Genomic DNA, 11,867 nt, shown 5'->3' with positions numbered 1-11,867 from the left:
GGCAGGGTGCCACAATGGCGCCTTTGTCATGGCAGTCGGATCGGGCGGATTTCATGAAGGGCCTTGGGCGTGGGCAAGACCAGGATGGCTTTATCGAAGAGCAGGTGCGGACAGACCGTTTGCACCAACTGTTTCGCCAGTCATTTGCTGCGATTTTCGGTAGCTATCTGGGCGCTGTCATGCTGTGCTGGCTGTGTTGGGACCGTTTTGACCATGAGGTGATTCTGGTCTGGCTGGTGGTGCTGGCGGCGACGTCGCTGTTGCGCATCAAGATGTTCATGGAGTGGTTCCGCTGCCCCAACGCCGAGCGCACACCCGAGCGCTGGGAGCGTCGTTACTGGATCACGCTGATGCTCTCGGCCGGGGTCTGGGGCCTGGGGGCACTGGCGGTGATGCCGACCGACGACCGGCTGTCCCAGGTGCTGGTCATGCTGTTTACCGTGGGCATGTCGGTCAGTGCGGTCTCCTGTTACTCGGCATATCGCTATATGACGCTGGTGTCCATGGGGCTGGTGCTGCTGCCGTGCACCCTGTGGCTGCTGTTCCAGCCGTCGCCGATGCAAGTGGGGGTGGCGATTGCGGTGCTGGTGTTCTCCTCCTTCGTGGTCAGCGCCACGCGCAAGCTCTCCGATGCCCTGGAAAAAGCCTTCCGCCTGACCCGGCAGATGGAGCGCGCGCACAATATCTCCACCCGCGCTGCCCAGACCGATGAACTCACCGGCCTGATGAACCGCCGGGCCTTTTTCGAACATGCCCAGGTGTTGTACGCCCAGTGCCGCCACAACCATCAGCCGTTGTGCGCGCTGATGATGGACATGGACCACTTCAAGGACATCAATGACACCTACGGCCACCAGGCCGGCGATCAGGTGCTGCGCCAGATTGGCGGGGTGATCAGTGCCTCGTTCCGTCAAGCCGATGTGTATGGCCGGCTGGGCGGTGAAGAGTTCGCGGTGCTGCTGCCCAATACGTCGCTGGAAACCGCGCGGGACATCGCCGAGCAATTGATCAAGGCGATCTCGGGCCTGTCCTCCGAACCGGTGCACGGGCTGACCGCCAGCCTGGGCGTTGCTTCAACCCACGCCCATGACCAGGACCTGCACAGCCTGATGAACACCGCCGACAAGGCGTTGTACCGGGCCAAGGCCATGGGGCGTAATCAGGTGGCGGTAGCCGAGTAGGGCGCGGCTCAGTCCTTGTGCATGGCCCTGGCCAGCGCCCGCGCGACCTGGTCGGCGGAGTAGGGCTTGGCCAGGAATTCGAAGCCCTCGTAACCACTGTCGGCCAGTTCTTCGCTGTAGCCCGAGGTGAGCACCACCGGCAGGTCCGGTCGGCGTTGTCGCAGTACTTTGGCCATGGCCACGCCGGTGATGCCCGGCATCACCACATCCGAGAAGATCCCGTCGAAGGCCATGGCCTCCGGTCCGGCCAGCGCCAGCGCCTGTTCGGCATCGGTGGCCCAGGTGGTCTGGTAGCCCAGGTCCTGGAGGATCTGATTGGCGAAGCGGCCGACCTCCAGGTTGTCCTCAACGATCAGAATGTGGCGCAGGGCGGGGTCGGGTATGGCCGTCTGGGGGGGCTGAACGGCGACGCTCGGGGTGTTTGCCGGGGCCACTTCGGGCAAATACAGGGTAAACACGCTGCCTTGGCCCAGGGTGCTGACCACATCGACATTGCCGCCGGACTGCTTGGCAAAGCCGAACACCTGAGACAGCCCCAGCCCGGTGCCCTTGCCGACGGCCTTGGTGGTGAAGAAGGGCTCGAAAATGCGCTCGAAGGTGCCATCGGGAATGCCGCTGCCGGTGTCGGTCAGGGCCACGCTGACAAAGGGCCGGGGCGTGTCGGCATCGCCCCGGATGCGTGGCAGCACCGGCACCTTGGCCACACGCAGGGTCAAGGTACCCTGGCCGTCCATGGCATCCCGGGCGTTGAGCGCCATGTTGATCAGTGCGGTTTCGAACTGGCTGGAGTCGGCATGCACATGGCAGGGATCTTCGGGTAACTCCAGTTGTACGCGAATGTGTGTGCCGGTCAGGCTTTCGAGCATTTCGCCGATGTTGCGTACCCGCTGCCCCACATCGAAGACTTCCGGGTTCAGCGGCTGGCGCCGCGCGAACGCGAGCAATTGGCTGGTGAGTTTGCTGGCGCGCTCCACCGTGTCGGAAACCGCGCCCATATAGCGCTGACGCCGCTCTTCGGACAGGCCCGGTTGGCGCAGGAAGTCCACGGAGGAACGAATGATGGTCAGCAGGTTGTTGAAGTCATGGGCCACACCGCCGGTCAATTGGCCGATGGCCTCCAGCTTCTGCGACTGGTGCAGCGCGGCTTCGGCCTGGGTCAGTGCGGTGGTGCGTTCTTCCACCCGTTGTTCCAGCGTCGCGTTCAATTCGGTAAAGGCCGCCAGGCCCTCGCGCACGGCGGCATCGGCGCGAACCCGCTCGATATGCGCCCAGGAGCGCTCGGTGACTTCCCCCACCAGCGCCAGGTCGTAGGGCGACCAGACCCGCGCCGCCTTGTGATGCACCGCCATCAGCGCCGTCAGGCGGCCATCCTTGATCAGCGGGAAACAGACCGTGGCAAGGGCGCCGAGGGCTTGATAGCTGGCGGCTTCTTCCGGCGCAAACTCGATCCGGTTGTCCTGCACCACCAGCGGCTCGCCGGCGTTCAGGCGCTGCACCGCCCGCGCGCCGAACGAGGCCAGGCTGTAGCGTCCCACGATGCTCGGCGAACCTGGCGCGGCCCAATTGCCGCGAATGGTGAAGCCATCTTCATCGGCATCCATATCGGCATAGGCACAGTTGGACACCTGCAGGTGCTCGGCCAGCAACCGGGTGGTGGTGGTCATGATGGCTTCGGCGTCGGTGGCGTTGGCCACCGCGCTGCCGACGGCGTCGAGCACCGCCAGGCGGCGCGCGAGGAACACGGTGGCGGTGGTTTCGGTGACGGTGTCCAGCATGCCCACGACCTTGCCCTGGGGGTCGCGGATCGGGCTGTAGCAGAAGGTGAAGTACGCCTGCTCGGGACCGGCACCGCGCTCGATCAGCAGCGGAAAGTTCTCGATATAGGTGGCATGCCCTTCGAACGCGGCCTGGGCAATGGGGCTGACGTCGGCCCAGACCTCACGCCACACTTCGCTGAAGGGGCGGCCCAGGGCATAAGGTTTATCGCCCAGGATCGGAATGAACGCGTCGTTGTACAGCATGGTCAGTTGCGGCCCCCAGACGATGGATTGGGGGAAGCTCGAGGCAAAGCACAGGGCCACGGTGGTCTTGAGTACATCGGGCCATTGTTCCAGCGGCCCGAGGGGCGTGTTGGACCAATCATGCTGACGAACCCGTTCGGCCATGTCGCTGCTGCTTTGCAGCCAATTCATCATTGGGAGAACACCTTGTTGGCCACGCTCGTCTCAGTCACCTGGAAGATCAGGCTATCACGCTACTAGACCGGCAGAGCCGGCGCCAGTTCGCAACAGGTGGCAATTTGATGCTCTCGTCATTGAACCCGGCCAGCCTGTCGACTACTGGGAACCGAAAACCCCGGTCCAGTAAATGCCCGCATCGCTCTTCGGGTCCATGGCATAGGCTGCACCCAGGTCGCGAAATTGCGGGTTCATCAGGTTGGCGCAATGCCCTGGGCTGGCGAGCCAGCCGTCCACCACTTTGCGTGGAGTGTCCAGGCCGGCGGCGATGTTTTCGCCGATGTTCTTCGCGATGTACCCGGCCAGTTCGGCACGGTCGCCCGGGGTGCGGCCGTCGTGGTCCAGATGGTCGAAGAAGTTGCCGTTGGCCATGTTGCGGGTGTGGCTGTTGGCGGCGCCCGCCAGGTCATCGTTCCACGACAGGGGCGTGGTCGCGGCAAACGCCTGGGTGCCGCACTGGCGTGGCTGTTGACGGGCGGTGTTGATCAGGCCCAGCAGTTGCTTGCCTTCGGTCTGCCAGTCGCCCAGGCCACTGGACAGCAACGGGCGCGCAAGCACGATGCGCCAGTCCTGGCCACTGTTGCTCACACCGATGTCGACGAATTGCGGGTCCAGCACCACACGACAGAAACTCTCGCGCACCGCCTTCATCGCGGCCTGGGCATCCCGGGGACCGGACAGACTGATGGCTTGCACATTCACCATGGGGTAGGCGGCGCGGGCCAGGGCCTGTTGCAAGTCGCCGACATTGGTGGCCGGCAGCACCAGGCGCGTGTCACTGGCCAATGGCGGCAGCTCCTGGGAACCCTGGTCGCCGCAGCGTTGCACCTGGCTGCGATACTGGTTGATCTGTTGCACCAACTGACTTTCTTCATTCGCCAACGCGCTGGCGCAGAACGCCATGTTGGCGGCCAGCGTCGTAAGACCCATCATCAATGACAGAACGCGCATGGACGTTACCCTTGAGCTTGAAAGTGCCCATGATGCGCGATGTAACCCGGTCTGGCGCAACGCCTTTTTTGTTTTTTTGCCTTAACGGGCGTTTCGCAACGCATTCACGGCGCCATGACGGCCCCAGGCAAACAACCCGGCCAGAAGGATGAGGCCAAGTGCCACTGTGAAGGTGGCGTGCAGGCCATTTGCTACGGTCTGCGGCGCTGCCCGGGTCACATTGGGTGCGGCCCAGGCAAATACCGCGCCGAGGGCCGAGGCACCGAACAGCAGGCCCAGGTTGCGCGACAGGTTGAGCAGGCCCGAGATCGTGCCACGGCGCGCGGGCTCGACATCCCTCATCACGGCGGTGTTGTTGGCGGCCTGGAACAGGCTGTAGCCAAGGGTGAGTATGACCAGCGCGCCGAGATAGGCGATCAGTCCCGAGGCTTGCGACAACAGCAGCGCGCCGCACAGCAAAACGCCGAGCCCTGCCTGCGTGGTGCGCCGGCTGCTCAAACGCTCGGTGAGCCGGCCAGCGGGCACGCCGGCAAGGGCCGCGACACAAGGCCCGACGGCCATAGTCAGGCCCATCCACTCGGGGCTCAGGCCCAAGCCACGGGACAGATAGAAGGGACCCACCACGAAGGTAGCCGTGATCACCGCCGATACCAGCGCGCTCATCGCCAGCCCGGCGCGCAGTGATCCGTCCTGCAAGGCTGTGGCAAAGGTCGTAGCCGCCGTGGGCGCTGCAGGGCGACGATCCACCGGCAAGCAACGCCAGGCGAAGAGGGCGGTGAGCACGCCCAGGGGCGCACCGACCAGAAACAGCGCCCGCCAACCCCACAGCCCCAGCAACAATCCCCCGATGCTGGGACCCATGGCGGTGCCCATGGCCGACATGGTCGCGAGCAGGCCCATTGCGCGACCGGTGCGCTCTTTGGTGACGGTGTCGCCGACCATGCCGAGGGCCATGGCCATCATGCTCGCCGCGCCTAGGCCCTGAAGGGCGCGCGCGCCCACCAGCCATGCCAGGGATGAGGCCGCGCCACACAGGGCACAGGCAAACGCGAACAGCAGCAAACCGGCGAGCAGCAAACGGCGGCGTCCCAGTCGATCACCGAGACGACCGGCGGTGACGATCACGGCGGTGATGGCCAGCAGATACGCCAGGACCACCCATTGCACCGCAGCAAAGGACGCGTCGAACGCCTGCGCCAGGCTGGGCAGGCCGACATTGGCGATGCTGGTACCCAGGGAGGCCAGCAAGATGGACAGGGACAGACTGACGAGACTGCCGCGAGGGGACGGGCGCATGGGACGACTCCTTGAGTGAACGCAACTGTCACAAATCTACGGCCTGGCCTAACATGGCGGAAGACGCATGGTTTGCAATCAATAGCTGCATATGACGCCATGTGAGGAGTGCCGATGCCTGACCTGAATTTATTGATCACCCTGGACGTATTGCTCGCCGAAGGCAGTGTCGCCCGTGCCGCCCAGCGCCTGCGCCTGAGCCCGTCCGCCATGAGCCGTGCCCTGGCGCGCCTGCGTGAAACCACAGGCGACCCGTTACTGGTGCGTGCAGGGCGTGGCCTTGTGCCGACCCCCCGTGCGGTCGAGTTACGCGAACAGGTCAGCCGCCTGGTACAGGATGCCCAAGCGGTGCTGCGTCCGGCGCAAGCGTTGGACATGGTCGAGGTCAAGCGCACCTTCACCCTGCGTGCCAGCGAAGAGTTCGTCGAGAATTTCGGCCCGGCGCTGCTGGCACGCATCGCCCGGGAAGCCCCTGGCGTGCGCCTGCGCTTCGTGCACAAGACCGACAAGGACAGTGCGTTGCTGCGTGAAGGCAGTGTCGACCTGGAAACCGGCGTGGTCGACCCCACCGCCAGCCCGGAAGTGCTGACCCAGGCGCTGTTTCGCGACCGCTTGATCGGCGTGGTGCGCAGCGGCCACCCTTTGAGCCGGGGTGAGGTGAGTGTGCGGCGTTTTGCCGAGGGGCAGCATGTGTATGTGTCGCGGCGAGGGCAGGATCGTGGCCAGATCGATGACGCCCTCGAGGCCCAGGGCCTCAGCCGTCACATCACAACCATCGTTGCCGGCTTTGCCACGGCCATCGCCCTGGCCCGCGATACCGACCTGATCGCCAGCGTGCCCGAGCGCTACACCGCGCACCAACGCCATGGGCTGCATTGCTTTGCGCTGCCCGTCACGCTGCCGACGTTCACCGTGGCCATGCTCTGGCACCCCCGATTGGATGCTGACCTGGCCCATCGCTGGTTGCGCAGCTGCCTGCGCGAGGTGTGCGGGCACTGACGGGGCCGCAACAGGTACAATCGCCGCTGCCTTGACGTGAAACCCCAGGAATCTGCATGTTCAGCCTTACCCGTTACACCACGCCGTGCCCCGAGCCTATCAATGGCCAGATCCTGCAACTGGTGGTGGACAACCTCACCGACATCAGCAGCGTGGCGCTGCCGCCGAGCAACCTGCTGTACAACATCTATCAATATGCGATTGGCTTCGAGGTGCACCTGTACCTGGAGGCGCTGAATGGGGCGAAGGGGATTGCGGTCGAACTGATCGTGGCAACAGAGGCGCAAGACCCGGACAAGGTCATCGGCTTTCTATTGTGCCTGCCGGTGAAGGACGACTCCGACGCTTGCGGCATCCCCTTCATGGCCGTGCAGGCTGGCTTTCGTCGCCAGGGCGTGGCGCGCGCCATGATGGGCGAAGTGCTCGGGCGCTATCCCCACGCCGAACTGGCGTGTGCGGTGGAAAAAGTACCGGCATTCGAGGCCTTGGGCTTTCAAGTGCGCGGTGCGCGCGCAACCCAGGTGCTGATGAACACACGTGATTACGGCACGGAAGGCTTGATGGGCGTACTGGAGGTGGACGCGATCTACCGCTCGCTGGAGGTGCGCCAGATCCATACCTACCTGCTGCAAAAGTACGGCAAGCGCGCGATGGTGGACGCGGAGAAACAGCGTGATCGGCATCTGGATCAGCTGACGCGCAAGGTGCAACGCTTTGTGAATGAGCAGCGCTGAAGCAGGCTTGGCGTGGCGAGGGGGGGGGGGGGGTGGCCGTCCCCACCCACCCCCCCCCCCCCCCCCCCCCACGACCGCTGCCAGCGCGTGTCTTATGGCTTGGCCAGGTTCCAGTTGCCGCCAACGCCGTCACCGGTGATGTCGCCCGGCTTGCTGTCCTTGACCCAGGTGTACAGCGCCTGGCCCTTGTAGGCCCATTGCTTGCTGCCGTCGTCACGGGTGATCACGGTGTAGCCGTCGGCGTCTTTCGCGGTGGCCGACGCGGTGAAGGCTGGCCAGTTCGCCAGGCACTGGCCGCTGCACACCGATTTGCCGGCGGTGTCCTTGGCGAAGGTGTAGAGGGTCATGCCTTTGCTGTCCACCAGCACTTTGCCTTTGGCGCTGTCCGCGACTTTGGCGGGGGCGGCGAAGGCCATGGAGGAAGCACACGCGAGCATCACAGCAGCAGCGAGGGAGAATTTTTTCAGCATGACAAACTCCTGGGTCTTTTCTAGTTGGGGTACTGGCCTTGTGCTGTATTCACAAGCCGTACTCAGGTAAACACCCGTCACGCCGCTTTATTCCTCCCTGCTGAATAATTATTTAACCGCGACTGCGCCGGACCATCGCCAGGATGGTTGCCAGCAACTCCTGCTGCGCGTCTTCACGGCTGATTTCACCGCTGGCGGCGGCGTGGGACAAGGCTTCCGCCGCTCCCAGCATGGCGCGTAAGCCTGCCTGGGCCAGCGTGCCGTCCGGGGCGAAGGGCGCCAGGGCCGCGCGGCACTTGTCGAGGAAGACCGCCTCGTACTGGCGCTTGAGGGTTTCCAGTTGCGGCGAGCTGCTCAGCGCGGCGATCACCCCCGGAATTTCCCGGCCCTGCAACAACACACAGTCGACATAGGACGAGGCGATCACCCAGGCCCGGTCCTCCAGGGTCGCGTTGCTGGCCTCGATGGCCTGGCTGAACACTTGGTCCTGGCGCCCGTCGAAGTCTTCATACAGCGCCGCCAGCAACCCGGCCCGGGTGACGAAATGGTCATAGACCACCGGTTTGGTGACGCCCGCCAGTTCCGCTAGACGGCCCAGCGTCAGGGCCTCGGTGCCTTCATCGCGCACCAGTTGCCAGGCCACTTCCAGTAATTGGCGCAGGCGCTCTTCGCGGGGCAGGCGACGACGTGGCGCAGGGGATTCAACACTTGACATGCTTATATACCAAAAGTAACTTGATCGCGTTAACTTACCAAAAGTAGCTTGTTCCCAGCCTAAACCGAAAGGGAGTCAATGTCATGCACGCACTGATCGTTGTGGCCCATCACGACCCGCAATCCCTCACCCACAGCCTGGCGGCCGAGGTCGCCGCCGGCCTGGCCGCCTGCGGGCACAGCAGCGAAGTCGCCGACCTTGCCGCCGAAGGCTTCAACCCGCGCTACAGCGCCGCCGACCACCGCGTACACCGCACCCGCGCCACGCCACCCGCCGATGTGCTGGCCGAGCAGGCGCGCATCGACCGCGCCGACGCGTTGGTGCTGGCATTCCCCATCTACTGGTGGTCCATGCCCGGCTTGCTCAAGGGCTGGATCGACCGGGTATTCGTCAACGGTTGGGCTATCGACTACGGGCCGGATACCCCGGTGGTGAAAAAACTGCGGCATCTGCAGGTGCATCTGTTGGCGTTGGGCGCGGCGGATGACGACGCGTTCGATCGACACGGCTATGCCAAGGCGATGCGCACCCAGATCGACTACGGGATTTTCGATTACTGCGGGGCGAGGGTGGTGACGTCCGCGCTGTTGCTGGATTCGGAAAGTGGCGGGGCGCAGCTGCATCTGAAGAAAGCCCGGGCGCTGGGTCAAGCGCTGTTCGAAACCGAGGCCGTCGCCGGCTGACTCACAGGTCGCGAAACAGGTCGTTGGCGTCGAGCAGGCGGTAGGCGATTTCCGGGCGTTTTTCCATGCCCCGGCGAATGGCGGCGGGAATCGATTGCCGGGTTTTGCGGCACAGCCCCGGGAGTTCGTCGATCTCGATCTGAATGCCGCGCATGCTCTTGACCTCGGTATGCCCCGGCGCGACATGCACGCGGATGCCCAGTTGCTGGTACATCAGCTGTTGCATGCGCTCCAGGTCTTGCAGGCTCTTGAGATCTTCGAGGCGGTCGAGCAGGATTTTTTCCTGCTGGCGTGTCAGTTGCAGGATACGCAGGTCGGCGCCCGGGGCATCCAGCAACTGTTCGCGGTCACACACGCAGGCGCCGGGTGGGCAGGGCTGGCGAATTGTCATGTGCATTGCCTCCCCATTCCGACGCGAACCTCTCAATAGCTCAGTTGAACCCCGAGGCTGCCCAGGGCCTTCCAGTACTCAGGATAGGTCTTGCCGACGCAGTCCGGGTCCTGGATGCGAATGCCCGCGACCTTCAAGCCGGCCAGGGCAAAGCACATGGCGATGCGATGGTCGGCATGGGTGTCGATCAAGGCCTGGCACGAGGTTCCGGCCAGGGCCGGATCGCTGGCCACCAGCAGGTCGTCGCCCTCGATGGTTGCCAGGCCCGGGCGAATTTCGTTGAGGCCGTCATGCAGCGCCTGCACGCGGTCACATTCCTTGACGCGCAAATTGGCCAGCTCGGTGAAGCGCACTGGTGTGTTGTTGAACGCGGCCAGCACGGCGAGGGTCGGGATGGCGTCCTGCATCTGCGAGCCGACCACGGTGGCCTGCATGTTCGGGAACTGGGCGATCACGGCCTGGGCCTTGGCGTCCGGCTGGGTGAAGTCTTGGGCGGCCACACCGATATCGATGCGCCCGCCGGTCAGTACCTCGGCAGCCCACAGGTAGGTCGCGGCGGAGGCGTCGGGTTCGATCAAGTAATCGTGGGCGGTGTAGCCGGTAGGCGCGACGCGCCAGGTGGTGTCGTTGACTTCGCTCACTTGCGCACCAAAGGCACGCATGCAGTCCAGGGTCAGGTCCACATAACCACGGGCACCGATGTCCTTGCCGGTGAGGGCGACTTCAATCGGCGCTTCGCCGCAGGCTGCCAGCATCAGCAGTGCCGACACGTACTGGCTGGACAGGCCGCCGTCGATCTCGAAGCGCTTGGCCTGCACCTTGCCCACGCCGTGTACGGTGACCGGCGGGCAGCCGGTGGGGCTGTCAACGCGGATACCGTTTTGGCCGAGGGTGGCCAGCAGGGGGCCAATCGGGCGTTTTTGCATGTACTCATCGCCGTCCAGCACGACTGTGCCCTCGACGGTGGCCACGGCGGCGGTGAGAAAGCGCATCGCGGTGCCGGCGTTGCCGAGGAACAAGGGTTGGGCGGGCAATTGCAGTTTGCCGGTACTGGTGACGACGAAGGTGGTGTCGTCCGGTTCGTCGATGGTCACGCCCATCTGGCGCAGGGCCACCGACATATGGCGGGTGTCGTCGCTTTTGAGTGCGCCGCTCAGGCGGCTGGTGCCCTTGGCCAGCGCCGCCAGCAGCAGGGCGCGGTTGGTGATGGATTTGGAGCCGGGGGGTGCGACCTTGCCAGTGAGGGGGAAATCGGGCGGTGTCACGGTCACGGTTTTCTGCGAACTCAAGGTACAGGGCTCCTGTTTCAAGGCAAGGGCGGCGGGCGGAGTCGAATAATCGGGTATTGGGGCGGTGGTTGTCGAGCTTGGGTGCAGGTATTTACCAGGTGTGCATCAATTCCTGCGGGAGCAATAGTCTTGATGACTTCAAAAGCGGACGCGGAGCGTCCAGGGCGGCATTCCCACGCGGAGCGTGGGAACAATCAAACAATCAAGTCCCCTGTGGGAGCTGTCGAGCCCCGGCGAGGCTGCGAAAGCGGTGGGTCAGGCGGCCGCTCCATTGGCAGTGCCGCCGTCTTCTCCGGCCCGACAAGCCGGCTTTCACCTTATCGTTTGGCCAGCCAGTAATCATGCAGCGCCCGCGCAGCGGGTTCGATTTCGCTGACACGTTGCTGGTGGGCGGTTATGTCCAGGTCCGCCGGCAGTTCGAAGTTGTCCTGTTCGGCGCACCAGGAGATCTTTTCCAACTCGGCTGCCTGGGCGGCTGGCAATTCCGGCCAGTTGCCGATGGCGCCGCCGCGGATGTAGCCGAAGCACCATTCTTCGGCGAGTGTCACGGTGTGGCCCTGATGCTCGGTGTCGTCGAAGCGGGCGTTGAAGGCGCTGGCGTCGGTTGCCAGTTGTTCGGCCAGGGTGTTGAGGTGGCGCACGCACAGTGCCAGGAAGTGCTGGGCTTCTTCGACGCTTTCCCAGTCAGGGTTCTCGCCACCCCAGATCGCCGGGAACCATTCGCTCACGTCCACCGGCGTCGGGCCGGACACCAGGGCGGTGAAGTAGCCGTCGAGTTCGGCCAGGTTCAGCACCGAGTGGTCGTCGCCGTACTTGAGCAGGGTCTCTTCGAGGGCTTCGAATTCGGCGTGGGTGAGGGGTTGGGCGTGCATGGGCATATCCTTTCAACGTCGAACGCCGCGCGCGAGGCGGCTCAAAGCG

The 11,867-nt window shown here is 64.5% G+C and carries 12 protein-coding genes; 4 read left to right on the top strand and 8 right to left on the bottom strand.

What is annotated here, in order from left to right:
* Nucleotides 1-14 precede the first annotated feature (14 nt).
* The gene (locus ACW9IB_RS19825; RefSeq protein ID WP_457415064.1) at nucleotides 15-1,181 is read left to right on the top strand and encodes a diguanylate cyclase; all 1,167 of its coding nucleotides are present in this window, start codon (nucleotides 15-17) and stop codon (nucleotides 1,179-1,181) included.
* An 8-nt stretch (nucleotides 1,182-1,189) separates the two neighbouring features.
* On the opposite strand, the gene ACW9IB_RS19820 is transcribed toward ACW9IB_RS19825, so the two are convergent.
* The 3 genes from ACW9IB_RS19820 to ACW9IB_RS19810 form a co-directional block, all read right to left on the bottom strand.
* On the bottom strand, nucleotides 1,190-3,376 hold the full coding sequence (locus ACW9IB_RS19820; protein ID WP_457415063.1) for a GAF domain-containing protein: 2,187 nt from the start codon (nucleotides 3,374-3,376) through the stop codon (nucleotides 1,190-1,192).
* Nucleotides 3,377-3,517: 141 nt separating this feature from the next.
* A complete protein-coding gene (locus ACW9IB_RS19815) occupies nucleotides 3,518-4,369 on the bottom strand; it encodes a CAP domain-containing protein (protein WP_457415061.1) in 852 nt (283 codons plus the stop codon).
* A gap of 81 nt (nucleotides 4,370-4,450) precedes the next feature.
* Nucleotides 4,451-5,665, bottom strand: coding sequence for an MFS transporter (locus tag ACW9IB_RS19810; RefSeq protein ID WP_457415059.1), 1,215 nt, complete (start codon nucleotides 5,663-5,665; stop codon nucleotides 4,451-4,453).
* A gap of 114 nt (nucleotides 5,666-5,779) precedes the next feature.
* On the opposite strand from ACW9IB_RS19810, the gene ACW9IB_RS19805 reads away from it, so the two are divergent.
* Nucleotides 5,780-6,664 (top strand): LysR family transcriptional regulator, encoded by an 885-nt coding sequence (locus tag ACW9IB_RS19805; protein WP_457415057.1) that lies wholly within the window; start codon nucleotides 5,780-5,782, stop codon nucleotides 6,662-6,664.
* A gap of 56 nt (nucleotides 6,665-6,720) precedes the next feature.
* Nucleotides 6,721-7,398: a GNAT family N-acetyltransferase gene (locus tag ACW9IB_RS19800; RefSeq protein WP_457415055.1), complete on the top strand. Its 678-nt coding sequence runs from the start codon at nucleotides 6,721-6,723 to the stop codon at nucleotides 7,396-7,398.
* A gap of 92 nt (nucleotides 7,399-7,490) precedes the next feature.
* Here the strand turns inward: ACW9IB_RS19800 and ACW9IB_RS19795 are convergent, their stop codons facing one another.
* Nucleotides 7,491-7,868 carry a COG4315 family predicted lipoprotein gene (locus ACW9IB_RS19795; protein ID WP_457364769.1) on the bottom strand — a complete coding sequence of 126 codons (378 nt, stop codon included), beginning with the start codon at nucleotides 7,866-7,868 and terminating at the stop codon, nucleotides 7,491-7,493.
* A 112-nt stretch (nucleotides 7,869-7,980) separates the two neighbouring features.
* On the bottom strand, nucleotides 7,981-8,583 hold the full coding sequence (locus ACW9IB_RS19790) for a TetR/AcrR family transcriptional regulator (RefSeq protein ID WP_457415053.1): 603 nt from the start codon (nucleotides 8,581-8,583) through the stop codon (nucleotides 7,981-7,983).
* An 83-nt stretch (nucleotides 8,584-8,666) separates the two neighbouring features.
* On the opposite strand from ACW9IB_RS19790, the gene ACW9IB_RS19785 reads away from it, so the two are divergent.
* Complete coding sequence (locus tag ACW9IB_RS19785) at nucleotides 8,667-9,266, top strand: NAD(P)H-dependent oxidoreductase (RefSeq protein ID WP_457415051.1); 600 nt, start codon at nucleotides 8,667-8,669, stop codon at nucleotides 9,264-9,266.
* A 1-nt stretch (nucleotide 9,267) separates the two neighbouring features.
* Here the strand turns inward: ACW9IB_RS19785 and ACW9IB_RS19780 are convergent, their stop codons facing one another.
* From ACW9IB_RS19780 to ACW9IB_RS19770, 3 genes are all read right to left on the bottom strand, one after another.
* Complete coding sequence (locus ACW9IB_RS19780) at nucleotides 9,268-9,657, bottom strand: hypothetical protein (RefSeq protein WP_457364766.1); 390 nt, start codon at nucleotides 9,655-9,657, stop codon at nucleotides 9,268-9,270.
* Between the two features lie 32 nt (nucleotides 9,658-9,689).
* A complete protein-coding gene (gene aroA, locus ACW9IB_RS19775) occupies nucleotides 9,690-10,946 on the bottom strand; it encodes a 3-phosphoshikimate 1-carboxyvinyltransferase (RefSeq protein ID WP_457415049.1) in 1,257 nt (418 codons plus the stop codon).
* A gap of 317 nt (nucleotides 10,947-11,263) precedes the next feature.
* On the bottom strand, nucleotides 11,264-11,818 hold the full coding sequence (locus ACW9IB_RS19770) for a UPF0149 family protein (protein ID WP_457415047.1): 555 nt from the start codon (nucleotides 11,816-11,818) through the stop codon (nucleotides 11,264-11,266).
* Nucleotides 11,819-11,867 lie beyond the last annotated feature (49 nt).

This window comes from Pseudomonas sp. SDO524_S393, assembly GCF_054071875.1.
The sequence above is the reverse complement of the archived record's forward strand: the minus strand, read 5'-3'. Positions and strand labels throughout refer to the sequence as shown.

Coding starts and splice junctions, on each gene's coding strand:
- ACW9IB_RS19825 (WP_457415064.1), top strand. CDS start 15: ATGGCGCCTTTGTCATGGCAGTCGGATCGGGCGGATTTCATGAAGGGC.
- ACW9IB_RS19820 (WP_457415063.1), bottom strand. CDS start 3,376: ATGATGAATTGGCTGCAAAGCAGCAGCGACATGGCCGAACGGGTTCGT.
- ACW9IB_RS19815 (WP_457415061.1), bottom strand. CDS start 4,369: ATGCGCGTTCTGTCATTGATGATGGGTCTTACGACGCTGGCCGCCAAC.
- ACW9IB_RS19810 (WP_457415059.1), bottom strand. CDS start 5,665: ATGCGCCCGTCCCCTCGCGGCAGTCTCGTCAGTCTGTCCCTGTCCATC.
- ACW9IB_RS19805 (WP_457415057.1), top strand. CDS start 5,780: ATGCCTGACCTGAATTTATTGATCACCCTGGACGTATTGCTCGCCGAA.
- ACW9IB_RS19800 (WP_457415055.1), top strand. CDS start 6,721: ATGTTCAGCCTTACCCGTTACACCACGCCGTGCCCCGAGCCTATCAAT.
- ACW9IB_RS19795 (WP_457364769.1), bottom strand. CDS start 7,868: ATGCTGAAAAAATTCTCCCTCGCTGCTGCTGTGATGCTCGCGTGTGCT.
- ACW9IB_RS19790 (WP_457415053.1), bottom strand. CDS start 8,583: ATGTCAAGTGTTGAATCCCCTGCGCCACGTCGTCGCCTGCCCCGCGAA.
- ACW9IB_RS19785 (WP_457415051.1), top strand. CDS start 8,667: ATGCACGCACTGATCGTTGTGGCCCATCACGACCCGCAATCCCTCACC.
- ACW9IB_RS19780 (WP_457364766.1), bottom strand. CDS start 9,657: ATGACAATTCGCCAGCCCTGCCCACCCGGCGCCTGCGTGTGTGACCGC.
- ACW9IB_RS19770 (WP_457415047.1), bottom strand. CDS start 11,818: ATGCACGCCCAACCCCTCACCCACGCCGAATTCGAAGCCCTCGAAGAG.